Origin of the sequence: Bifidobacterium moraviense (assembly GCF_012932365.1) — a bacterium.
GTDB lineage: Bacteria > Actinomycetota > Actinomycetes > Actinomycetales > Bifidobacteriaceae > Bifidobacterium > Bifidobacterium moraviense.
In genome coordinates, this window is sequence record NZ_JAAIIH010000001.1 from 53,932 (window position 1) to 76,343 (window position 22,412).

Sequence of the window (22,412 nt, forward strand, 5' to 3'; positions counted from 1 at the left end):
CGCTATCGATTTTTCCTATCGCCGCCGTGCGGCCGAACGCGCGGGAACGATGGTTCCGGCCCGTAGCATATGCACTGACAATCCGACACATGCTTTCGATTCGGAAGGGGCCCACATGGCTGAAAACAGGGCGGAACTCAACAGGAACCTGGCGCAGATGCTCAAGGGCGGCGTCATCATGGACGTCACCACGCCCGAGCAGGCGCGCGTGGCCGAGGACGCCGGCGCGTGCGCGGTGATGGCGCTGGAGCGCATCCCCGCCGACATCCGCGCCGCCGGCGGCGTCTCGCGCATGAGCGACCCCGCGATGATCCGCGGCATCCAGGAGGCCGTGTCCATTCCGGTCATGGCCAAGGTGCGCATCGGCCACATCGCCGAGGCGCGCATCCTGCAGGCCATCGACATCGACTACATCGACGAGTCCGAGGTGCTCTCCCCGGCCGACGACGTCTACCACATCGACAAGAACCAGTTCGACGTGCCGTTCGTGTGCGGCGCCAAGAACCTCGGCGAGGCGCTGCGCCGCATCGCGGAGGGCGCGGCCATGATCCGCACCAAGGGCGAGCCGGGCACCGGCGACGTCATCCAGGCGGTGCGCCACATGCGCACGATGAACAAGCAGATCCGCGAGCTGCAGGGCCTGCGCGACGACGAGGTCTACGAGGCGGCCAAGCAGCTCGCCGTGCCGTACGACCTCGCCAGGTACGTGCACGACAACGGCCGCCTGCCCGTCGTGAACTTCGCCGCCGGCGGCGTGGCCACCCCGGCCGACGCGGCCCTGATGATGGAGCTCGGCGCCGAAGGCGTGTTCGTCGGCTCCGGCATCTTCAAGTCCGGCGACCCGGCCAAGCGTGCCGCCGCCATCGTACAGGCCACCGCCAACTGGCGCGACGCCGACCTGCTCGCCAGGCTGTCCGCCAACCTCGGCGAGGCGATGGTGGGCATCAACGAGGACGAGATCCAGACCATCATGGCTGCGCGCGGGGAGTGACGCATGGTCGTCGCCGTCGAATACATCTCCAAGGAGGAGTCCGAGGACGCCGAGTCCGCGCGCCACGGCGTGACCGGCATCCTCGCCGTGCAGGGCGCCTTCGCCGAACACGCCGCCATGCTCGACCGGCTCGGCGCGCCGTGGAAGCTGCTGCGCCAGGCGTCCGACTTCGACGATTCGATCGACCGGGTGATCCTGCCCGGCGGCGAGTCCACCACGCAGGGCAAGCTGCTGCGCTCCACCGGGCTGTTCGAACCGATCGCCCGGCACATCGCCGCCGGCAAGCCCGTCTTCGGCACGTGCGCCGGCATGATCCTGCTCGCCGCGCGCCTCGACAACGACCCGAACGTCTACTTCGGCGCGCTGGACGCCACCGTGCGGCGCAACGCCTACGGACGCCAGCTCGGCTCGTTCGACGGGACGGGCAGCTTCGGCGACATCGCCGACTTCCCGCTCGTGTTCATCCGCGGGCCGTACGTGGTCTCGGTCGGCCCCAAGGCCACCGTGGAGACCAGCGTGGGCGGGCATCCGGTCGCGCTGCGCCAGGGACGCATCATCGCCACGGCGTTCCACCCGGAGCTGACCGGGGACACGCGCATCCACGAGCTGTTCCTCGGGCTGTAGCCTTCCGTCGGTCCCTTGGCCGACCTACGCCGGCCATCATGATGACGCGATCGCCCCAACCTGCGGGCATGAATCCGCAGGTTGGGGCGATCGCGTCGTTTTCGCGTTGCCGTGGGGCCTGATCCCGGCATGATCGTTCCAACCTGCGCACCGGTCCGTGCGCCGGCCTGCGCGCGCGGCGCGGCCGGGCGAGCCGCGTGTCGCACATGTTCCCGTGGATGTTTTCGCACGGTCGCGACGCCGGCGAGCCCTACTGCCGCAAGGGATTTGAAGGGGCTATAGATAACTCGGATAGCGTTCGGCTTGCATTGCGATCGGCCGTCGCCGTAGGGTCTGAACCATCACCTCGCCAACCGCCTTCACGGCCGGCGGGTGGCGACAACAACGAACCTCGACCCGAAGGAGCCATCATGGCAGACGCCACCAAGAACTACCGCTTCGAAACCCTGCAGCTGCACGTCGGACAGGAGCACGCCGACCCGGCCACCGACTCCCGCGCCGTGCCGATCTACGCCACCACCTCCTACGTCTTCCACGACTTCGACCACGCCGAGGCCCGCTTCGGCCTCGCCGATCCCGGCAACATCTACGGCCGTCTGACCAACTCCACCCAGGGCGTGTTCGAGGACCGCATCGCCGCCCTCGAAGGCGGCACCGCGGGCATCGCGGTCGCCTCGGGCGCCGCGGCCGTCGAGTACGCCGTGCGCAACATCACCCAGTCCGGCGACCACATCGTCTCCTCCAAGAACATCTACGGCGGCACCTTCAACCTGCTCAAGCACACGCTGCCGCGCGACGGCATCACCACCACCTTCGTCGACCCGGAGGTTCCGCAGAACTTCGAGGATGCCATCCAGGAGAACACCAAGCTCGTCTACTTCGAGACCTTCGGCAACCCGAACGCCGACCTGCCGGACTTCGAGGCCATCTCCGCGATCGCCCACAAGCACCATCTGCCGGTCGTCGTGGACAACACCTTCGCCACCCCGTACCTGTTCCGCCCGCTGGAGCACGGCGCCGACGTGGTCGTGGAGTCCGCCACCAAGTTCATCGGCGGCCACGGCACCACGCTGGGCGGCGTCGTCGTGGAGGGCGGCAAGTTCAACTGGGCCGAGGTCCCGGGCAAGTTCCCGACCCTGACGGAGCCGGATCCGTCCTACCACGGCCTCAACTTCTACGAGGCGCTGGGCGGCACCGCCTTCGTGACCCGCATCCGCGCCATCCTGCTGCGCGACACCGGCGCCACCCTGTCCCCGTTCGCCGCCTTCCTGCTGCTGCAGGGCACCGAGACGCTGTCCCTGCGCGTGGAGCGCCACGTGCAGAACGCCCTCAAGGTCGTCGAGTACCTGCAGACCGTGCCCGAGGTCGAGTCCGTCTCCCACCCGAGCATCCCGGGCCGCCGCGACCACGCGCTGTACGAGAAGTACTTCCCGAACGGCGCCGGCTCCATCTTCACCTTCGACATCAAGGGCGGCAAGGACGCGGCGCGCGTGTTCATCAACAACCTGCACCTGTTCAGCCTGCTGGCCAACGTGGCTGACGTGAAGTCCCTCGTCATCCACCCGGCCTCCACCACGCACTCCCAGGAGACCGTGGAGGAGCTGGAGGATCAGGGCATCCACCAGGGCACCATCCGCCTGTCCATCGGCACCGAGAACATCGAGGACATCCTCGACGACCTCAAGGCCGGCTTCGCCGCCGTCCGCGAGTCCGGTCTGGCCAAGTGATCCGGTCCCTCTGACCGGTCGTCGCGAGCCCCGCGTGCGCATCGTGCGCCGCGGGGCTCCGCCATGCGTTCCGTACGGACGTTCACATGTTGAATTTCTGAAGGAGAACACCGTCGTTCGCTTTCAATCTGGGCTATATTGGCGGTTGGAATCATCGATTCTGAAAGAAGAGTCCGAAGGAAGGGAACAATGACTGCCAGAACCCAGAAGGCGCTCACCGCCTCCACCATCCCGCTGATCGCCATCATGACCGCCGTGACCACGGTCGTCACCATGTTCGTGAAGATCCCCACGCCCACGCGAGGATACCTCAACCTGTCCGACACCATGATCTACTTCTGCGCCTACGCGTTCGGACCGTGGGTGGGCGGCCTCGTGGGCGGCCTCGGCCCGGCGCTCGGCGACCTCATCTCCGGATACCCGCAGTGGGCGATCTTCACCTTCGTCATCGACGGCGTGCAGGCGCTGATCGTCGGCGCCGCCGTCAGGAAGCTCAGGGCGCTCGACGTGGTCCTGTGGTCCGTGATCGCGGGCGCATGGAAGGTGTTCGGCTACTTCATCGCGGGCGGCATCCTCTCCGGCTGGGGCCCGGCGCTGGGCGAGACGGTCGGCAACGCCGTGCAGGCGGGCGTCGGACTGGTGCTCGGCTTCGCCCTGTTCGCCGCCGTGCGCAAGGCGTACCCGCCGCTGGTCCGTCTGGGCAACCTCGGCGTGAAGGCCGGCGCGTGACGCCTCGTCCCATGCCGCGCGCGTCGGCGCCCCGCCGGACGGGACGCCGATGAGCGCGCTCATCGAGACGCGCGGCCTCGGCTGGGCATACGCGCCGTTGACCGACGGCGGCAGTCCCGTCGTCGCCCTGAGCGACGTGGACCTCGCCGTCGAACCCGGCCGGTTCGTCGGCGTCGTCGGCCCGACCGGCGCCGGCAAATCCACGCTGTGCATGGCGCTCGCCGGCGTCATCCCGGAACTGGCCGACGGCGACATGGCCGGCGAGGTGCTCGTGGCCGGGCGTTCCACCCACGACGTGTCGGTCGCCGACCTGTCCGCGCACGTCGGCTACGTCCAGCAGGATCCCGAATCGCAGCTGTTCTGCGCCAGCGTGGAGGACGAACTCGCCTTCCCGCTGGAGCAGCGCGGCGTGGATCCCCGGCTCATCGACCGGCGCATCGACGAGACGCTCGCGCTGGTGGGCATGGAGGGCATGCGCTCCCGCGTGCCGACGAGTCTGTCCGGCGGCCAGATGCAGCGCGTCGCCATCGCCGCGGCGCTCGTGGCCGAACCGGACATCCTCGTCCTCGACGAACCCACTGCCGCGCTCGACCCGGACGGCAGGCGCGAGGTGTTCGCCGTGCTCGACCGGCTGCGCGCCGCCCGGCGCCTCACCGTCGTGATGGCCGAGCAGCACACCCGCTATCTGGCCTCGTCCTGCGACCGCATCGTGGTGCTCGACGGGGGACGCGTGCTGCGCGACGCCGATCCCGCGGTGTTCGTGCGCGAGGCGCCGCTGCTCGCGCGGCTGGGCGTCGCCGCACCGGAACCCGATCCCGTGCTGCGCGTCTCCGACACCGCGGACGAGACACCCGCGGACCCCGCCATCCGCATCGAAGGGCTGACCCATCGGTACGCGGGCGCCGCGCCCGGAGAGCCGGCGGCGCTCGACGACGTCAGCCTGACCGTGCCTCGCGGCGCGTTCGTGGGGCTCGTCGGCCGCAACGGCTCCGGCAAGACCACGCTCGCCCGGCATCTCAACGGACTGCTGCGCCCCACCGCCGGCCGCGTCGTGGTGGACGGCATCGACACCGCGGACCGCCCGGTGAACGCGCTCGCCGCGCACGTGGGATACGCGTTCCAGAACCCGGACCATCAGATCTTCTGCGCCTCCACGCGCGACGAGATCGCCTTCGGCGCTCGCTCGCTCGGCAGATCGGAGGCATGGGTCGACGCCACGACGGAGCGTCTCATGGAGACGTTCGGGCTGACGCGCTTCGCCGACGTCTCGCCCGCCACGCTGGGCTACGGCGACCGCCGGCTCGTGGCGCTCGCCTCGGTGCTCGCCATGGACGCCCCGATCCTCGTGCTCGACGAGCCGACCGCCGGCCTGGACCAGCGGCTCGCCGCCCGTCTGCTCGACGCCGTGGACGCCGCCAACGCCGAAGGGACCACGGTCGTCATGATCAGCCACGACATGCACGCCGTGGCCGCGCACTGCACGCATCTGCTGCGGCTCGACGCCGGACGCGTCGCGCAGTGGGGCGAACTGCGGAGCGGATCGCGGGACGCGTCGCCGCGCCCCGCCGACCGGAGGGAGACCCATGGACGCTGACCTCTACGTGCCCGGCGACGGCTGGCTGCACCGCGCCGACCCGCGCGTCAAGTTCCTGCTGACCGCGGTGCTGCTCGTCCTGTGCCTCGTGTGGCGCGATCCGACGGTCATCCTCGCCGCCCTGACGCTCGAGCACGTGATGCTCGCCACCGACCACGTCCCGCCCGAACGGATCCTGTGGGTGTGGAAGGTCCTCGCCGTGATCATCGCGCTCATCGTGGTGCTGTGGCCCGTGTTCGACCCGTCCGGCGAACACGTGCTGTGGTCGTGGGGGTGGCTGCGCCTGACGCGGGAGAACCTTGTCATGGCCGCGGTGATGGGCCTGCGCATCCCCGCGCTCGGCTTCGCCTGCTTCCTCACCCTGTTCACCACCAGCCAGGCCCGGCTCGTCCGCGGGCTGACCGCAGTCGGCGTGCCGTACCGCGCCGGGCTCACGCTGGCGATCGCGCTGCGCTACATCCCCGTGTTCTTCCGCATCGTCCAGTCGGTGTGCGACGCGCAGCGCGCACGCGGGCTCGATCTGGGCGGCGGCTCGCTCATGGCCCGCGGCCGGGCGTACCTGCCGGTGCTGGTGGCCGTGCTCATCCGCGCCTACCGCATGAGCCAGAGCGTGGGCTGGGCCATGGCCTCGCGCGGGCTGGGCATCCGCCTGCCGCACGGGCGCCGGCGCACCTCGCGCGTCACGCTGACCATGCGCCCCGCGGACTGGGCGCTGCTGGCCGCGATCGTCGCCGTCGCCGCCGCGCTCGTCGCGGAGAGGATCGTGCTGGGATGACGGGCGACGGCGTCTCCGCGCAGGACCTGCTCATCGTCTCCGCGCTGCAGCGCGACGGGCGCATGCCGTTCGCCGCGCTCGCCGACCTGCTCGGCATGTCCGTGTACGCGGTCACCGAACGCTACCGCCGGCTCGTCGAGACCGGGCTGATGAGCGTGGTGCCGGTGGTCAACCCGCTGGCGTTCGTCGGATACCGCCAGATCATCGTGGGCCTGCGCGTGAACGGGTGCCGCGACGAGGCGCTCGCCATGCTCAAGTCGATGGACGAGGTCACCTACGTGGTATGCGCGCTGGGCGACGCGGACGTCATCGCCGAGGCGGTGGTGCGTTCGGCGCGGGACATGGACCGGTTCCTCAAGCACGATCTGCGCCTGCTGCCCGGACTCGAGCGCATCCAGGTGTTCTCGTGCGACCGGCTGATCCTGGACGACCACAACGTCAGCGTCGTCAACCGTCTGCTCGCGTCGCGCGGCGAGCGGGGACTCATGACCAAGACCGACGCCAACGTGGGCTGCGGCGTGGACGCGGGCGTGCTCGAACCGCATCTGGCGCAGACGTTCAACGTGCTCGAGGAGGACGGAAGGGCCAGTCTGCGCGACGTGGGGGAGCGGCTCGGGGTGACGCACGCCGCCGTGCGCGGACGCATCCGCAAGCTCGAGGACGCCGGGCTCATGCGCATCATGGCCACCGTCAGCCCCATGCGGCTCGGCGGATTCCGCCAGGCGTTCCTGGGGCTCGCGCTGCGTCCGCCGCAGCTCATGGATCCGCGGGATCTGGCCGGCATCGACGAGGTCACCTACGTGATGAGCGGCGTGGGTCCGGGAGGCGCGGACTATCTCGTCGAGGTGATCGCCGACGACGACGCCTCGCTGTGGCGCGTCATCGACGAGTCGATCCGCACCTTGCCCGGCGTGGAGCAGGTGTGGTGGGCCTCCACGGTCAGCGTCGAGAAGGAGTCGTACCGGCTGTAGCGTCCGTGCCGCCGGTCCTCTCCGCATCATCCTCGGGGATGATCGCCCCGCGCCGGACGCGTCGCCGGCTCACTCCGGCGCACGATGCCGCCGCCGCGTCGCTTTCCGTATCCTCGAGGCAGACGGCGGGGAGATGCCCCGCGCGAACGGAGAGGAACGACGATGAACGCAACGACGGATACGACGAACGGAACGGCGCCGAACGGGACGGCGCAGATCACGGTGGCGGTGCCGCCCGCACCCCCGCACCCCGTGCCCACGGCCATCGAGGCCGTCGACCTCGTCAAGGACTACGGTTCGGGCGACGCCGTCGTGCACGCGCTGCGCGGCGTGAACGTGCGCTTCGAGCAGGGACGCTTCACCGCCATCATGGGCCCGTCCGGCTCCGGCAAGTCCACGCTCATGCACACGCTCGCCGGCCTCGACTCGGCCACCGCCGGGCGCATCCTGTTCGACGGCAAGGACATCACCGCCATGAACGACAACGAGCTGACCCTGCTGCGCCGCAGCCGGATCGGCTTCATCTTCCAGAGCTTCAACCTGCTGCCCATGTTCACCGCCGAGGAGAACATCCTCATGCCCTTGACGCTCGCAGGCGCCAAGCCGGACCGTGCATGGTTCGACCTGCTGGTGACCACGCTGGGACTGAAGGACCGTCTGGGACACCGTCCCAACGAGCTGTCGGGCGGCCAGCAGCAGCGCGTCGCTATCGCCCGCGCGCTTGTCACCAAGCCGGATCTGGTGTTCGCCGACGAGCCGACCGGCAACCTCGACTCCGTCTCCAGCGCCGAAGTGCTGTCGTTCCTGCGCCAGTCGGTGAAGGAGCTCGGCCGCACGATCATCATGGTCACGCACGACGCCGTGGCCGCCTCCTACGCGGACCGCGCGATCGTGTTCGCCGACGGCCGCATCGTGGCCGACGAGCACCATCCTACCGCCGAGCGCATGAACGAGCTGCTCATGGCCGAGCGCGCCCGAGCCGCAAGCGGGGGAGACGCCCGCACGCGCGGCCTGTCCCGTCTCGTCGGACGCCACGCCTGAGAGCGTGCCGGAACCAGTCCCAAGGAGACAACCATCATGTGGCAGATCACCCTCAAGCTCATGCGCAACAGCGTCAGAATGCTCATTCCCGCCGCCATCGCCATCGTCATCGGCACGGCGTTCATCGCCAGCACGTTCCTGTTCGGCAACTCGCTCGACGCCTCGTTCCGGCAGATGGCATCCGCAAGCTTCGGCGGCGCAAACTACGTGGCCGCGTACTCCAGCTCGTCGGATTCCTCGAACGCGGGCGACGACGACCCGGCCGCGCACACCGGTTCCACGCTGGACGGGTTCGGCCTCGACGCCATCCGCGCCGTGGACGGCGTCGCCGGCGTGCGACCGGATCTCAGCGCCTCGGTCAGCCTCGCCAATGGCGAGCGCAAGTCCATCACCGTCGTCACCCCGATGACGCAGCCCGCCAACCTCATGATCCAGCGGCTCACCGAAGGCGCATGGCCCGCCGACGACGGGCAGATCGCGCTGTCCAAGACCATCGCCGACCGGCTCGGCAAGCGCATCGGCGACACCGTCGACGTGACGCCACGCGACGTGAGCCCCGCGCCCGGACGTGACAAGGAAACGCTGCACCTCGTCATCTCCGGCTTCGCCGACGACGACTACAACATGTACTACGGCGGGTCGGGCGTCGTCTCCGAATCCACGTTCGCGAAGCTCATGGTCGGCTACCCGGCGCTCGGCGACGCGAACGTGAACGCCGTCTACCTCGGCATCGCGCCGCCCGCAGGCTCAAGCGAGCAGGCCGTGGCCGACCAGGTCGGCGCCCTGCTGCCCAGGAACTACAAGATCCTGACCAAGACGCAGTATGAGAACGAGGCGCTCGAATCGATGAGCGCCGCCGACGGCACCAGCGCCATCACCCAGTTCCTGCTCACGTTCGGCGTCCTCGCCATGTTCGTGGCCGCGCTCGTCATCGCCAACACGTTCCAGGTCATGGTCGCCCAGCGCCGCCGCACGCTCGCCCTGCTGCGCACGATCGGCGCGAAGAAGAGGCAGCTGTACGCCTCGGTGCTCATCGAAGCCGGCATGCTGGGCCTCGTATCCGCCCTGCTGGGCGTCGCGCTCGCCGTGGGACTCGTCGGCGCGCTCGCCGCCATGCGCGTGGACATGGGCGGCGTGAGGTTCTTCATGATCCCCGCATGGCCGGTGTTCGTCGTGCCCGTCGCGTTCGGCGCGGCCATGACGATCCTCGCGTCGCTGTCGTCGGCGCATGCCGCCACGTCCGTGACCCCGCTGGAGGCGCTGCAGCCGCTGGAGATCAGTCAGGAGAAGCGGTCCGGCCGGGCCCGTCTCGCGATCAGCCTCGCGATGATGATCGCAGGCGTCGCCGCGGCGGCGTTCATCGTCTGGCAGACGTGGCGCTTCCTGCATGGGCAGAGCTCCATGCTTGACAAGCAGTTCAGCACCGTGCTGGTTTCGGCGATCGCGGCCTCGATCCTGTTCTTCATCGGGCTGCTGCTGTCCGCCGTGCGCTGGATGCCCGCCCTGTTGCGCGGCGTGGGCGCGCTGGTCTCGCACTGCGGGCCGTCCGCCACGATCGCATCCGCCAACATCCAGCGCAACCGCCGCCACGTGGCCGCCACCGGCGCCGCGCTGCTCATCGGCGTCTCGCTCGTCAGCTGCCTCGCCACCGGCGCCGCGTGCGCCAAGCTGTCGCTCGCCAAGGCGATCGACATGCGCTACAGCGTGGACATGCAGATCGCATCCGGCTACGGCTCCGACGCCGCGGTCGATCAGGCCATGCTGGATCGGGTCAAGGCCGTGAACGGCATCGAGGACGCGAAGCTCGTCAGGGTGCTGACCGCCGCATACTCGGCCACGGGCGAGCCCAAGGCCGACGGCGACAGGGCCATGAGCCTGTTCGGCATCTCCGCCGCGGACGCGAAGGCCGTCATGAACGCCGACTACGCGGCCGACGCGATCTCCGACGGCACGATCGTGCTGCCGGAGAAGCATCTCAACGCGTCCATGGGCATCGCCGACGGCAAGGGACTGGCCGTGCTGCCGGTCGCCTACGCCAGCGACGGATCCTCCTCCGCCGCCGCTTCCGCCACGACCCTCACGGCAGCGATCAGCGACTTCCGCCGCGTCGGCGCCGACTACCAGCTGTTCGGTCTCGTCTCGCCGGCCACGTTCGACGCGCTCACCGCCACGCTGCCCAGCGGCTCGCAAGCAGGCGCGCGCTACCAGATCTGGGCCAAGGTGAGCCGCGACGCCGTGCCCATGGATCTGCTCAACGCCGTGCAGGACGCGACGGGCGACCCGAACGTCTCGGTGTCCGGCGCCTTCGCCGAACGCGCCACATGGGACCAGAACGTGGACATGGTGCTCATGATCATGGTGGCGCTGCTCGCCGTGGCCGTGGTCATCGCGCTGATCGGCGTGGCCAACACGCTGAGCCTGTCGGTGATCGAGCGGACGCGCGAATCCGCCACGCTGCGCGCCATCGGCATGACGCGCGGGCAGCTCAGGCGCTCGCTGGCGGTGGAGGCACTGCTCATCTCGCTTGTCTCCGGCGTGACGGGCGTGGTGGTGGGCGACCTGATCGCCTGGCTCGGCTCCTACGTGATGTTCAGCCAGTTCGAGCAGGTGCGGCTCACCGTGGACTGGCGCATGACCGGCATCATCCTGGCCGTGGCGGCCGCCTCCGCGCTGCTTGCCAGCGTGTTCCCGGCCCGCCGGGCGGTCAGGACGCCGCCGGTGGAAGCATTGGCCGAGGCATAGCCTCGTCCGGTCGGGTCACAAGATTTTCGGGCCTTCATCTTGTGACCCGTCATGCGAACAAAACCGCACAGAGCGGTCAGCGGTTTTCCGCGGAATTCCGCGGAAAACCGCGTGCATATGAACATAGCGCCGAGGCACAAGATGAGGACCCGGAAATCTTGTGACCCCGGAAAACGAAACATCCCGCATGAACGGGTCCATAAGGACCCGTTCATGCGGGATGCCGGCTATTCAAGCGATGAGATCAGGCGGCGACCTCGTGGTTTTCGGCCACGGCCTTCAACGAGCCCTTCTCGCCGTTGTCGGAGTCGTGCGCGATGGCGTGCTTGTCATCGTGGTTGCGCCACCAGCTGGAGAGCACCGAGCCGGAGATGTTGTGCCACACGGAGAAGAACGTGGACGGCACGGCTGCCAGCGGGGTGGTGGCGAAGGAGGTCAGGGCCAGCGTGGCGCCGAGGGCGGAGTCCTGCATGCCCACCTCGAAGGTGATGGCCTTCTGCTGCGCGTAGCGGAAGCCCTTCGGGTACACCTTGTACATGAGCTTGGAGAAGCCGAAGCCGAGCGCGTAGCCGGACAGGTTGTGCAGCATGACCACCGGGATGGCGAGCAGGGTGGCGGCGGAGAACAGCTTGGGCTGGTTGGCGGCCACGACCACGCCGATGATGAGCAGGATGGCGACCTGGGAGACGATCGGCAGCGCGACCGTGACCTTCTCGATCTTCTTGCCGAAGATCATGTGGCACACCACGCCGAGGGCGATCGGGAAGAGGACCACCTTGAGGGCGTTGATGAACAGGGACTCGGCCGGCACGGACACGTACTGGGAGGCGAGCCACTGCATGAGCAGCGGGATCATGAACGGCGCGCACAGCGTGGAGAGGATGCCGATCGAGACGTCAAGCGCCACGTCGCCGCGCGACAGGTAGCTCATCACGTTGGACGAGGTGCCGGACGGGCAGCAGCCCACGAGGATCACGCCCACGGCCAGCGGACCGTCCAGACGGAAGATCCAGCACAGCAGCACGGCCACGAGCGGCATGATCACGAAATGCGCCACCGTGCCGACGATCACCATGAGCGGCTGCTTGATGATGCGGGCGAAGTCGTCCAGCGACAGCGTCAGGCCCATGCCGAACAGCACAATGCCCAGCAGGTAGCCGGTGTAGCTCTTGGCCCACACGCTGGTGGCGGGCACGAAGTAGTTGAACACGGCCCATGCGACGACGATCGCCGTGAACCACTTGGTCAGCCAGTCGGCGAATTTCTTGACCTTTTCCATGAGAATCGTTACTTCTTTCTCGTTTTGCCCCATACGGCAAAGGGCCCTGCCTTTCCTTGGCAGAGCCCGTCGAGATTGTGTCCGCTGGACCCTGCCCTCGTTGGCGGGGCACAGCTTGAAGCGTGCCGATCAGTCCGCCAACGACGACGGAATAATAATTCGCGCGGACAGCGGCAGAACGACGCAGGCGACGTTGTTTCCGGTCATCGTGACGAACCTCCTTTCGGCGCGGCTTTCCATTCCGTGCGGGCCTTGCGACCCGAACCGCGGTACACCATAGGAAGCGCCGTGGCGGGCGGAGACGGGATGGCCACTATGTGAACGCTCTCAGAGATGTCCGACGTCAGACCAGATGGTTCTCGTAGGCGAACACCACGGCCTGCACGCGGTCGCGGGCGTTGATCTTGGCGAGGATGTGCGCCACGTGCGTCTTCACCGTGGGCAGGGAGACGAACAGACGGTCCGCGATCTCCTGGTTCGACAGCCCGTGCGCGATCTCGACGAGCACCTCGCGCTCGCGGTCGGTGAGCAGCGCGAGCTCCGGGTCGACGTACGGTGCCGGGGTCTGCTGCGCGGGCGCCGGCCCGGGCGCGGCCGCGGCGCCGGGAGCCGCGGCGCTCGCGAATCCGCCTTCCATCATCTTCTTGATGAGTCGCTTCGTGGCGGACGGCGCGATGATCGCGTTGCCGTTGTACACCGTGCGGATGGAGTTGAGCAGCGTCTCCGGCTCGGTGTCCTTGAGCAGGAATCCGGATGCGCCGGCGTTGATCGCGGCCATCACGTATTCGTCCAGATCGAAGGTCGTCAGGATGATCACGCGCGTCGGCCGGGCGTCCGCGTCCCCGCCCCGCGCGTCGTCCGTCTCGGGCGCGGTGATGCGTCCCGTGGCCTCGAGCCCGTCCATGCCGGGCATGCGCACGTCCATGAGCACCACGTCCGGGCGCAGCCGCCGCGCCAGCTCCACGGCCTGCGCGCCGTCACGCGCCTGGCCGACCACCTGCATGTCCGGCTGCGAATCGATGACCATGGCGAAGCCGGCGCGTACCAGCTCCTGATCGTCGGCGATGACCACCCTGATGCTCTGCGTCTCACTCATGCCTTCCACTGTAGCGGCACGCGTCCGCCGCGCGTCATCGCCGGACATGGGAGATCTGGTCGTCGATCGGAGCCGCGGGGGACAGGCGCATGGCGTCGAGGCCGTCGCGGTGCGCCTCGTCGGTCGAACCGGTCTCGCGCAGCACGCCCAGCAGTCGGCGCATGTGCGCCAGCGCCTCGCGGCCCTGCCGTCCGATCGACCCGAACGCGTCCGTGATCGCCTCCGGGGACGGCGTCTCGCCGCGGGCCGCGGCATCGTCCAGCATCGTCAGCCCGGCCGCGGCCTGATCGGCCACGGAGGTCAGCGTGGCCGTCACTTCGCCGCGGATCGACGCGCCGATGCGGTCGCGTTCCGCGTTCGCCGCCATCGTCAGCTGCTTGCCGCGCTCGGCGCGCAGCGCGTCCTCGCGCATCTGCAGCACCAGCGCGTTCGATCCGCGCGAGCGCGTCCAGCGGCCCATCGCGATCGTGCCCGCGCAGAGCACCGCCACCATGATCCCGTAGAATGCGGATCCCGCGAGCACCCCCAGTCCGCTGCGCGCCGAGACCGCGGCCCCGTCGGCCAGGCCGATCAGCGTGTCGTGTCCCGTGAGGGAGGCGAGCAGCTTGGCTCCCGCAAGCAGCGAATCCGCCGCGGCCGCCGCGCCCAGCCACCGCCATGCCGCGTCGCGGCCGTAGGTCACCGCCGAGTACAGCGAGACGAGCGAGAGCGCGTTGACGTACATGATCGGCTGCAGGAACACGAGCTGCAGGGCGGCCAGCAGCGCGCTCGCGGCGGCGCTCGCCTCGGGGAACCTCCTGCGGAACGCGAGCGGCAGCACGGCGTTCATCGTGATCAGCGAGGCGTCGCGCACGGAGAGGGGCGCGTTGCCGGTGACGTCGTACCCCATGAACGACGTGCGCATGAGGAACGCGCACAGCAGCAGCGCGCCCGCGACGTCCATCGCGAGGTAGTGCCGTTCGGCCCAGCGCGACAGGCGTTCGACAGCATTCGACCGTCGGGGGACTGAGGAGCCGTCCGCGCGGGCCGGGGACGACGAGGCGTTCCGGTTCGCGTCCTCGTGCGCGGAGATCGGACGGGACCGCAGGGCGGAGAACGCCTCCTGCATGCGCGTGCCGGCCGTCGGGCTCGTCGCCGCGCCGCCCGTCGCGTCCATGTCCCGACCCGCCGAGGCGCCGGAACCGCGCGCGGCATCCCGCGCGCCCGCCGCATCCGCTGCATTCCGCCGATTCCGGCCGGCTGCAGCGGAGACCCCCGCGGAGGTCTCTGCGGAGTCCTCGGCGCCGCGGGCGAACGGCACCCATGCGCTCACCTCATATCCGCCGCCGATGCGCGGCCCCGCCTCCACCGTGCCGCCGGCGGCCGTGACGCGTTCGCGCATGCCCAGCAGACCGTAGCCGGGCTGATGCCCGTCGAGCGAGGCGGCCGCGCCCCTGCCGTCGTCGCTCACCGTGACGCGCACGCCGTCGTCGTCCCATCGCTCCCGGACCATGACGTGCACATGGGGGCCGGCGTACTTGCGCGCGTTGGTCAGCGCCTCCTGCACCACCCGGTACATGGCCTCGCCGGCCGTCTCGCCCAACAGGTCCGGCCGTGCCGCGCCCTCGACCTGTCTGCACACCGAACCGCCGTCGGCCGCGGAGAGCGCCGCATCCGCGGCCGACGTCAGCGCGTCCATGTCGGCGTACCCCGCGTGCGCCGAACCGCCGAACACGCCGAGCAGACGTCGCATGTCGTGCAGCGCGCGCTCGGACTCGCGCCGGATCGTCTCCATCGTCGAACGCGCCACGGCCGGATCGTGCGCGCCGGCGTAGCGGCCGCCGTCGGACTGCACGACGATGATCGACAGCGTGTGCGCCACCACGTCGTGCATGTCGCGGGCGATGCGCGCCCGCTCGGCCGCCGCGGCGATGCGGCGCTCCTCGGCCTCGCTCGCCTCGATCGCCGCGTTGCGCTCCTGCATGGCGAGCACCGTGGCGCGGCGCGCCCGGTTCCAGAACGCCATGACGGTCACGCTGGCGAGCATGGCCCATATCATCGCGCAGGAGACCGCCGCGTCGTTCGCCACCGAGGTGACGCATCGGCCGGTCGGACCGGTCAGATACAGCGTGGCGCACGCCTCGGAATGCTGCGGCATGCCCGCGCCGGCGCCGTCCAGCAGCGTCGGGACCAGCGAACCGGCATTCGTCGAGAGCGCCGTCACCGCGGCCGCCATCGTGCCCAGCGCGAACGCGATCGCCAGATAGCGTTTCGTGTCCGCGGCGTCCCCGTAGACCAGCGCGGAGTAAAGCATGAGCAGCGAGAACGCGTCGCCGAGCGCCAGCGAGGGCCCCACGACGAGCTGCGCCAGCGCCAGCGCGGCGAAGGCCAATGCGGCCGGGCGGGGAAACGCGCGCCGGAACGCCGCGGGCAGCGCCAATGCCAGCGACCACACGGCGTCCGACATCCAGACGTCGGCGGTGAACAGCACGCCGGGCATGCCCGAGCCGACGCTCGCGCCGGTCGTCGAGAACACCAGCAGCATGAGCGCCGGCGCCAGCGCGTCCACGACCACCGGGTGCGCGGCGAGCCAGGCTCCCACGCGTCCGCGGCCGGAATGCGGGTGCGCGGGAGCGGGCGCAGGCGATGAAGCGCCCGGTCCGTTCTCCGCGGCGCGCGTGTCATGTTCCATCGTCGTCATGGGCATCAAGGCTAGTCGTCGCGGCACACGCGTCTCCATCGTGCACGGGGATGAGATGCGGCGAACCCGCGGAAGCGGGCCGATGCGACGGGGGCAGCGGACCGCATGGGGGAGGAGCCCGTGCGATCCGGAGGACGCGACGGCCGGCGCCGCGGCGGTTTGTCGTGCCGTATGGGTGAGATGGAACCGGATATCGGACGGATCCGCGCGTCGCCCCGCGTTGCGCGACAAAGGAAGGAAGGAACACGCCGATGACGTTGCTGGCGCAGTACTACGTACCCGGCCTCAGGGTGGAGGACCGTGCGATCGACGTACCGCTCGACTGGACGGGAAAGCAGCCGGGGGACGCCTTCGACGGCGAGACCATCCGCCTGTTCTACCGCGTGGTCACCGCGCCGGAGCACGTGAACGACGACCTGCCGCTGCTGGTGTTCCTGCAGGGCGGTCCCGGCGGCTCCGGCCCCCGTCCGCTCGACCCCGCGAGCGACGGCTGGATCGCCGAGGCGATCAAGCACTTCCGCGTCATCCTGCCCGACCAGCGCGGCACCGGACGCTCCAGCCGCGTGGACGGCACCGTGATGCGCCGCATCGGCGACCCCGCCGCGCAGGCCGCGTACCTCAAGCACTTCCTCGCCGACTCGATCGTCAAGGACTTCGAACACCTGCGGCGCACCGTGTTCTGCGGACGCCAGTGGGTCACGCTCGGCCAGAGCTACGGCGGGTTCCTCACGCTCACCTACCTCTCGTTCTTCCCCGAGGGCGTCACCGCCAGCTTCACCTGCGGCGGCATCCCGCACGTTCCCGCCGACGCGACCGAGGTGTACGAGCACACCTTCCCGCGCATGGCCCGCAAGACCGCGCAGTTCTACGAGCGCTACCCGCAGGACGCCGAGCGCGCCGCCGCCGTGGCGGACATCCTCGCGAACGGCGACGTGACGCTGCCCAACGGCGACCCGCTCACCGTGGAGCGCTTCCAGATGCTCGGCTCCGACTTCGGCATGAAGCCCAGCTTCGAGCGCGTGCACTGGATCCTCGACCAGGCGTTCCTCGACGGCGACGGCTCGGCGTCCAAGGACTCCCCGCTGAGCGAGGAATTCCTCGCCTCCGTGATGAACGCCACCGCGTCGCGTCCGCTGTACTGGCCGCTGCAGGAGTTCATCTACGCCGACGGCGAGCTGGAGCGCCCGATCCACTGGGCCGCCCAGCGCGTGCGCGACTCCCGCCCGGAGTTCGCGACCGGCGCGCGCCCGCTGCTGTTCACCGGCGAGGCGATGTTCCCGTGGATGTTCGAGCAGGAGGCCGCGCTGCGTCCGTTCGCCGCCGCCATGGACCTGCTCATGGACGACACCTCGTGGGGCCGCATCTACGACGTCGACCAGCTGGCGCGCAACGAGGTTCCGCTGCAGGCCGCCGTCTACTTCGACGACATGTACGTCGACTCCGGCATGCAGCTCGACACGCTCTCGCGCGTGGGTGCCTCGCACTACTGGACCACCAACGAGTTCGAGCACGACGGCCTGCACGGCTCCGTGGTGTTCGGACGCCTCTATGACGAGGCGCTTAACAGGGGCGATCTAGAATCCCTGTTCTGATCCCCGTTTCCCGGCCACCGGTCCACGGTCCGGCGGGACGTTCCACGAAAGGGCGGCACATGACTGATCTCGGCAATCTCACCATCGGCTTCATCGGCTACGGCAACATGGCACAGGCCATCGCGCGCGGACTGGTCGACGCGGGCGTGGTCGCGGGCGGGCGCATCGTCGCCTGCGCCGCGCACTTCGACAAGCTGGAGCGCACCACGGCGCAGGTGGGTGCGCGTCCGCTGCGCAGCGCCCGGGAGGTGGCCGCCGCCGCGGACGTGGTGATCGTGGCCATCAAGCCCTACCAGATCGAGGCGGTCCTTCCGGCGCTCGCCGACGAACTCGCCAGGCCCGGCAGGATCGTGGTGTCGATCGCCGCCGGCTGGGATCTGGAACGCTACCGCACGCTGTTCGGCGACGCCTTCGACGCCATGCACGTGCAGTGCACGATCCCCAACACGCCGATGGCCGTGGGCAAGGGAGTGCTCGTCACCGAGGCCGTCAGCACGCTCACCGAGGAGCAGAACGCCGTGTTCGAGGCGCTGTTCGGACCGATCTCGCTCATCGAGCGCGTCGACACCGCGCACATGACCATCGCGATGACGGTGGCCGGCTGCGCCCCGGCGTTCACCGACATGTACATCGAGGCGCTGGCCGACGCGGGCGTCAAGTACGGATTGCAGCGCGCGACCGCCTACCGTCTGGCCGCCAAGATGGTCGAGGGCGTGGGCGCGTTGTACATGGCCACGGAGACGCATCCGGGCGCCATGAAGGACGCGGTGTGCTCGCCCGGCGGCACCACGATCCGTGGCGTCGCCCAGCTGGAGAAGGACGGGTTCCGCGGCGCGGTGATCGACGCCGTGGACGCGATCGCCGGCTGATCGGGCGTTCCGACGCCGAGGTCCGGTCCACAGGCCTCGGCGTCGCGCCGGAGTGCGAGGCGCAAAGTGCAGCCGTCGCGCTAGTCTGGCAGTCATGTCTCTTACTATCGGAATCGTCGGACTGCCCAACGTGGGCAAGTCCACCATGTTCAACGCACTGACCCGCAACAACGTGCTGGCGGAGAACTACCCGTTCGCCACCATCGAGCCGAACACCGGCATCGTGCCGCTGCCCGACAAGCGTCTGCCCGTGCTCGCCGACCTCGTGCACACCGAGAAGGTCGTGCCCGCCACCGTGACGTTCGTCGACATCGCCGGCATCGTCAAGGGCGCGTCCGAAGGCGAAGGCCTGGGCAACAAGTTCCTCGCCAACATCCGCGAGGCCGACGCGATCTGCGAGGTCGTGCGCGCGTTCGAGGACGACGACATCGTGCACGTCAACGGCAAGGTCGATCCGGCCGACGACATCGACACCATCAACACCGAGCTCATCCTCGCCGATCTGCAGACCATCGAGAACGCGCTGCCCAAGCTGGAGAAGGATCTCAGGGGCAAGAAGATCGAGCCGGCGTATCTGGACGCCGTCAAGGAGGCGCAGAAGATTCTCGAAGGCGGCGAGACGCTCGACAAGGCCGCGCGCGAAGGCCGCTTCGACAAGGACTCCGTGTACGACCTGCATCTCATGACCGCCAAGCCGTTCATCTACGTGTTCAACGTGGACGACGACGAGCTGCAGAACAAGGACCTGCAGTCCAGGCTCGCCGCATCCGTGGCGCCCGCTCCCGCCGTGTTCCTCAACGCGCAGTTCGAGGCGGACCTCACCGAGCTCGACGAGGCGGATGCCCGCGAGATGCTCGCCGACGCCGGCCTTGAGGAGTCCGGCCTCGACCAGCTCGCGCGCGTCGGCTTCGACATCTTGGGCCTGCAGACGTTCCTCACCGCGGGCGTCAAGGAAGTGCGCGCCTGGCAGATCCACAAGGGCTGGACCGCCCCGCAGGCCGCCGGCGTCATCCACACCGACTTCGAGAAGGGCTTCATCAAGGCCGACATCGTCTCCTACGACGACTTCGTGGCCGCCGAAGGCTCCATGGCGAAGATCAAGGAGGAAGGCAAGCTGCGTCAGGAAGGCCGCGACTACGTGATGCAGGACGGCGACATCGTCGAGTTCAAGTTCAACGTGTCCAAGTGATCGCCGCATAAACCGAGTGCCTTGGAATCCCAGCGATTCCAAGGCCCTTGTTGTTTCATCGCACATTACCTCGCCCCGTCTCAGCCCAATGGTGCGGGATGTGAATGCTGACATGCATTAGTCACGATATCTCTCCCACGTGGGAGTAGGGAATGTGATCCGATTGCCGGCGACGGCGCTCCTGCTGCGGGATATACTCAAGACAGAGATTTATCTCATATGAGGTATCGGAGGGGAGGCGCGGCATGCCGGAGCTGAGCCGGTTCTTCGGAATCATCGTTCGCATGATGTATCAGGACGAGAGCGAGCACCACAAGCCGCACGTCCATGTGTACTACGGCGATTTCAAGGCATCCATCGGCATCGACGGCGAGCTGTTGGCCGGCTCACTTCCAGCCAAGCAGTACAAGCTGGTGGCCGCATGGTTGGTGCTGCATGAGGATGAGCTGTACAAGGCGTGGAACGAGGCCGTGTCCGGACGTCCGTTCGACCGTATCAAGCCGCTTTCGTGAGGAAAGGAACCCGTCATGTTTGAGATAAACGGCATCCTGTATGCGGATGAACCCGCCCGGGAGCTGGAGGTCCGTTCAGCCCGCGTCACGGATGACCATGTCATGCTGGTGACGTTCTCCACCGGTGAAACACGGCTGTGCGATTTCACCGAAATGTACGACGATGTCCCCGCCTTCGCCCCGCTGCGTGATGAGAAGACGTTCGAGAACTTTCGCATCGATCACGGCATCCTGACTTGGTGCGACGGTGACATCGACATCTCTCCCACATATCTGTACGAGCACTCATACGAATACGCCGCTCATGGCGAACTGGTTTCGGCGTGATGTCGTATAGCGACATGGCTTGAGTTCAAGTTCAACGTGTCTAAGTGATTGCCGCATAGCGCCGATGGTCTTGGAATTCCAGTGATTCCAAGGCCCTTGTCTATACTGTAGACAGTTTTTGTCATACGGGATTGCGCCGCAATGGGCTCGGTGCGTATTTGATTGGAGGGAGCGGATATGACCGGTTATGTGTTGCGTCTGTATGATGTTCCGCTGCTCCGGTTCGATGCCGCATACGGCGAGGGCTTGTTGGCCGGCAAGGTCGAGGCCCGCATCCGCTGGTTCGACGAGTCGAAGCGGACGCTGCTGCCGTTCCCGCTGGCCCCTGCACCGGATGATGCGAAGCTCGCCGCTTGGCTGGAGCGGCGGACCATCCCGAAGAACCGTGAGTTCGCGGCCCAGATCCTCGCTCAGGCCGGACTGAATATCGCGGATACGCTCGGCATCATCGACCTGTGCAAAGGACTGTCGGTCAACGACTCGTTCTGGGTCGAACGGGACGATGAGAATCTCAGGTTCGCGGACATCAATCTGTACGACAATCCGTTGGACGAGACGCTCGCCATCGTGGCGTACACGGGGTACACATCGAGTGAGAAGCATGCGATCGGCCTGTCGAGCGAATGGACGACGGACGGGCAGTTCCCGAAGGCATGGCGGCATACGGACAACGGTCTGGAACTGTGGAAGTCCGGTTCCGAAGGCTATGCGAACGCGGGCTTGGAACCGTATTCCGAGTACCTCGCCTCGCAGCTGGCGCACAAAATCGGCGTGAACGCGGTCGAATACCGGATGGCCCGCTGGAAGGGCAAGCTGGCGTCGGTGTGCCCGTCGATGAACTCGAAGGATGTGTCGTTCGTACCGTTCTACGCGGCCACGCAACTCGCCTCGTTCCCGGAGATCCTCGCCACCGCCCGTGCGGTGTCGGAGGATTCGTTCGAGGCGATGCGCACGATGCTCGTGTTCGACGCGCTCATCGTCAATCAGGACCGTCATGCCAACAACCACGGGTTTCTGCGCGACAATCACACCGGTCGCATCCTTGGCCCGGCGCCTTTGTTCGACCACAACATGGCGCTGTTCAAGAACGACATGCAGTCCGACTGGGAGCGTGGCGCGTGGACGCCGAAGGTGCTGGGGGAGCGCCAACCGTCGAACTCGCGCATGACGTTCCGCGACCAGTGTGCAGCCATCATGGGGGTCGCGCAGCACGAGATGCTGCGCAGGGCGTTGGACGTCACCTTGGAGAACGATCCGACGTACCCGCTTGAGGACGGCCGCATCGAGGCGCTGAACAGCTACTTGCACGCCGCGGCCCGCACGCTGCTCGACATCCCCGTGGCGGACGAGGCGAAGCTCGCCGACCAGCTTGACGCGTTGCGGTCCTCTATCGAGAACGCACCCGTGATCCGCAACGAGAGTCTACGGTTTTGGTAAGAACAAGGATTTCGCATTCACATCCAATGGATACCACTTTGGATTCCGTGTTCATTTTTGAATGAAATGCTTGGATATATATGTATCGTTTGATGAATGCGAAGCGCTGCTGTATAATCTACGTAGATCCGAAGATGGCGTCTGAAATGATTATAAGGAAGTGGTCTAATGTCTAAGACAATACAACGCACTGTCGCGTTCTATTGGCTTCGTCTCAGGTCTCGTGAGACCATATCG

General features: G+C 68.0%; 18 protein-coding genes. 15 read left to right on the top strand and 3 right to left on the bottom strand.

Annotated elements, in window-relative coordinates:
• The first annotated feature begins 115 nt into the window (after positions 1–115).
• The 9 genes from pdxS (at position 116) to G1C96_RS00285 (ending at position 11,194) form a co-directional block, all read left to right on the top strand.
• Positions 116–991: a pyridoxal 5'-phosphate synthase lyase subunit PdxS gene (pdxS, locus tag G1C96_RS00245; protein ID WP_169274657.1), complete on the top strand. Its 876-nt coding sequence runs from the start codon at positions 116–118 to the stop codon at positions 989–991.
• Positions 992–994: 3 nt separating this feature from the next.
• Positions 995–1,615 (top strand): pyridoxal 5'-phosphate synthase glutaminase subunit PdxT, encoded by a 621-nt coding sequence (gene pdxT, locus G1C96_RS00250; RefSeq protein WP_169274658.1) that lies wholly within the window; start codon positions 995–997, stop codon positions 1,613–1,615.
• A 410-nt stretch (positions 1,616–2,025) separates the two neighbouring features.
• Positions 2,026–3,342, top strand: coding sequence for an O-acetylhomoserine aminocarboxypropyltransferase/cysteine synthase family protein (locus tag G1C96_RS00255; protein WP_169274659.1), 1,317 nt, complete (start codon positions 2,026–2,028; stop codon positions 3,340–3,342).
• A 189-nt stretch (positions 3,343–3,531) separates the two neighbouring features.
• On the top strand, positions 3,532–4,071 hold the full coding sequence (locus G1C96_RS00260) for an ECF transporter S component (protein WP_169274660.1): 540 nt from the start codon (positions 3,532–3,534) through the stop codon (positions 4,069–4,071).
• Positions 4,072–4,120: 49 nt separating this feature from the next.
• Entirely contained in the window at positions 4,121–5,665 is a 1,545-nt protein-coding gene (locus G1C96_RS00265) for an ABC transporter ATP-binding protein (protein ID WP_169274661.1), read from the top strand.
• On the top strand, positions 5,655–6,440 hold the full coding sequence (locus tag G1C96_RS00270; RefSeq protein ID WP_169274662.1) for an energy-coupling factor transporter transmembrane component T family protein: 786 nt from the start codon (positions 5,655–5,657) through the stop codon (positions 6,438–6,440). The genes G1C96_RS00265 and G1C96_RS00270 overlap by 11 nt, the downstream gene beginning before the upstream one ends.
• Positions 6,437–7,411, top strand: a complete 975-nt coding sequence (locus tag G1C96_RS00275; protein ID WP_169274663.1) for an Lrp/AsnC family transcriptional regulator — start codon at positions 6,437–6,439, stop codon at positions 7,409–7,411. The genes G1C96_RS00270 and G1C96_RS00275 overlap by 4 nt, the downstream gene beginning before the upstream one ends.
• Positions 7,412–7,573: 162 nt before the next feature.
• A complete protein-coding gene (locus G1C96_RS00280) occupies positions 7,574–8,452 on the top strand; it encodes an ABC transporter ATP-binding protein (RefSeq protein ID WP_169274664.1) in 879 nt (292 codons plus the stop codon).
• Between the two features lie 36 nt (positions 8,453–8,488).
• Positions 8,489–11,194 carry an ABC transporter permease gene (locus tag G1C96_RS00285; RefSeq protein ID WP_169274665.1) on the top strand — a complete coding sequence of 902 codons (2,706 nt, stop codon included), beginning with the start codon at positions 8,489–8,491 and terminating at the stop codon, positions 11,192–11,194.
• 244 nt (positions 11,195–11,438) lie between these two features.
• Here the strand turns inward: G1C96_RS00285 and G1C96_RS00290 are convergent, their stop codons facing one another.
• From G1C96_RS00290 to G1C96_RS00300, 3 genes are all read right to left on the bottom strand, one after another.
• On the bottom strand, positions 11,439–12,473 hold the full coding sequence (locus tag G1C96_RS00290) for a bile acid:sodium symporter family protein (RefSeq protein ID WP_169274666.1): 1,035 nt from the start codon (positions 12,471–12,473) through the stop codon (positions 11,439–11,441).
• Between the two features lie 343 nt (positions 12,474–12,816).
• Entirely contained in the window at positions 12,817–13,569 is a 753-nt protein-coding gene (locus G1C96_RS00295; RefSeq protein ID WP_169274667.1) for a response regulator, read from the bottom strand.
• Between the two features lie 34 nt (positions 13,570–13,603).
• On the bottom strand, positions 13,604–16,249 hold the full coding sequence (locus G1C96_RS00300; RefSeq protein WP_169274668.1) for a sensor histidine kinase: 2,646 nt from the start codon (positions 16,247–16,249) through the stop codon (positions 13,604–13,606).
• A gap of 251 nt (positions 16,250–16,500) precedes the next feature.
• On the opposite strand from G1C96_RS00300, the gene G1C96_RS00305 reads away from it, so the two are divergent.
• The 6 genes from G1C96_RS00305 (at position 16,501) to G1C96_RS00330 (ending at position 22,175) form a co-directional block, all read left to right on the top strand.
• On the top strand, positions 16,501–17,841 hold the full coding sequence (locus G1C96_RS00305; RefSeq protein ID WP_169274669.1) for an alpha/beta fold hydrolase: 1,341 nt from the start codon (positions 16,501–16,503) through the stop codon (positions 17,839–17,841).
• A 59-nt stretch (positions 17,842–17,900) separates the two neighbouring features.
• Positions 17,901–18,710 (top strand): pyrroline-5-carboxylate reductase, encoded by an 810-nt coding sequence (gene proC / locus G1C96_RS00310; RefSeq protein ID WP_169274670.1) that lies wholly within the window; start codon positions 17,901–17,903, stop codon positions 18,708–18,710.
• Between the two features lie 94 nt (positions 18,711–18,804).
• Positions 18,805–19,899 (top strand): redox-regulated ATPase YchF, encoded by a 1,095-nt coding sequence (gene ychF / locus G1C96_RS00315; protein WP_169274671.1) that lies wholly within the window; start codon positions 18,805–18,807, stop codon positions 19,897–19,899.
• Between the two features lie 245 nt (positions 19,900–20,144).
• Positions 20,145–20,411 (top strand): DUF4160 domain-containing protein, encoded by a 267-nt coding sequence (locus tag G1C96_RS00320; protein WP_094668249.1) that lies wholly within the window; start codon positions 20,145–20,147, stop codon positions 20,409–20,411.
• Positions 20,412–20,426: 15 nt separating this feature from the next.
• Entirely contained in the window at positions 20,427–20,738 is a 312-nt protein-coding gene (locus G1C96_RS00325; protein WP_169274672.1) for a DUF2442 domain-containing protein, read from the top strand.
• Between the two features lie 177 nt (positions 20,739–20,915).
• Positions 20,916–22,175 (top strand): HipA family kinase, encoded by a 1,260-nt coding sequence (locus G1C96_RS00330; protein WP_169274673.1) that lies wholly within the window; start codon positions 20,916–20,918, stop codon positions 22,173–22,175.
• The last annotated feature ends 237 nt before the right edge of the window (positions 22,176–22,412 follow it).

Excerpts from the sequence above, each read along its gene's own strand:
- pdxS (WP_169274657.1), top strand. The coding sequence starts at position 116 with ATGGCTGAAAACAGGGCGGAACTCAACAGGAACCTGGCGCAGATGCTC.
- pdxT (WP_169274658.1), top strand. The coding sequence starts at position 995 with ATGGTCGTCGCCGTCGAATACATCTCCAAGGAGGAGTCCGAGGACGCC.
- G1C96_RS00255 (WP_169274659.1), top strand. The coding sequence starts at position 2,026 with ATGGCAGACGCCACCAAGAACTACCGCTTCGAAACCCTGCAGCTGCAC.
- G1C96_RS00260 (WP_169274660.1), top strand. The coding sequence starts at position 3,532 with ATGACTGCCAGAACCCAGAAGGCGCTCACCGCCTCCACCATCCCGCTG.
- G1C96_RS00265 (WP_169274661.1), top strand. The coding sequence starts at position 4,121 with ATGAGCGCGCTCATCGAGACGCGCGGCCTCGGCTGGGCATACGCGCCG.
- G1C96_RS00270 (WP_169274662.1), top strand. The coding sequence starts at position 5,655 with ATGGACGCTGACCTCTACGTGCCCGGCGACGGCTGGCTGCACCGCGCC.
- G1C96_RS00275 (WP_169274663.1), top strand. The coding sequence starts at position 6,437 with ATGACGGGCGACGGCGTCTCCGCGCAGGACCTGCTCATCGTCTCCGCG.
- G1C96_RS00280 (WP_169274664.1), top strand. The coding sequence starts at position 7,574 with ATGAACGCAACGACGGATACGACGAACGGAACGGCGCCGAACGGGACG.
- G1C96_RS00285 (WP_169274665.1), top strand. The coding sequence starts at position 8,489 with ATGTGGCAGATCACCCTCAAGCTCATGCGCAACAGCGTCAGAATGCTC.
- G1C96_RS00290 (WP_169274666.1), bottom strand. The coding sequence starts at position 12,473 with ATGGAAAAGGTCAAGAAATTCGCCGACTGGCTGACCAAGTGGTTCACG.
- G1C96_RS00295 (WP_169274667.1), bottom strand. The coding sequence starts at position 13,569 with ATGAGTGAGACGCAGAGCATCAGGGTGGTCATCGCCGACGATCAGGAG.
- G1C96_RS00300 (WP_169274668.1), bottom strand. The coding sequence starts at position 16,249 with ATGACGACGATGGAACATGACACGCGCGCCGCGGAGAACGGACCGGGC.
- G1C96_RS00305 (WP_169274669.1), top strand. The coding sequence starts at position 16,501 with ATGACGTTGCTGGCGCAGTACTACGTACCCGGCCTCAGGGTGGAGGAC.
- proC (WP_169274670.1), top strand. The coding sequence starts at position 17,901 with ATGACTGATCTCGGCAATCTCACCATCGGCTTCATCGGCTACGGCAAC.
- ychF (WP_169274671.1), top strand. The coding sequence starts at position 18,805 with ATGTCTCTTACTATCGGAATCGTCGGACTGCCCAACGTGGGCAAGTCC.
- G1C96_RS00320 (WP_094668249.1), top strand. The coding sequence starts at position 20,145 with ATGCCGGAGCTGAGCCGGTTCTTCGGAATCATCGTTCGCATGATGTAT.
- G1C96_RS00325 (WP_169274672.1), top strand. The coding sequence starts at position 20,427 with ATGTTTGAGATAAACGGCATCCTGTATGCGGATGAACCCGCCCGGGAG.
- G1C96_RS00330 (WP_169274673.1), top strand. The coding sequence starts at position 20,916 with ATGACCGGTTATGTGTTGCGTCTGTATGATGTTCCGCTGCTCCGGTTC.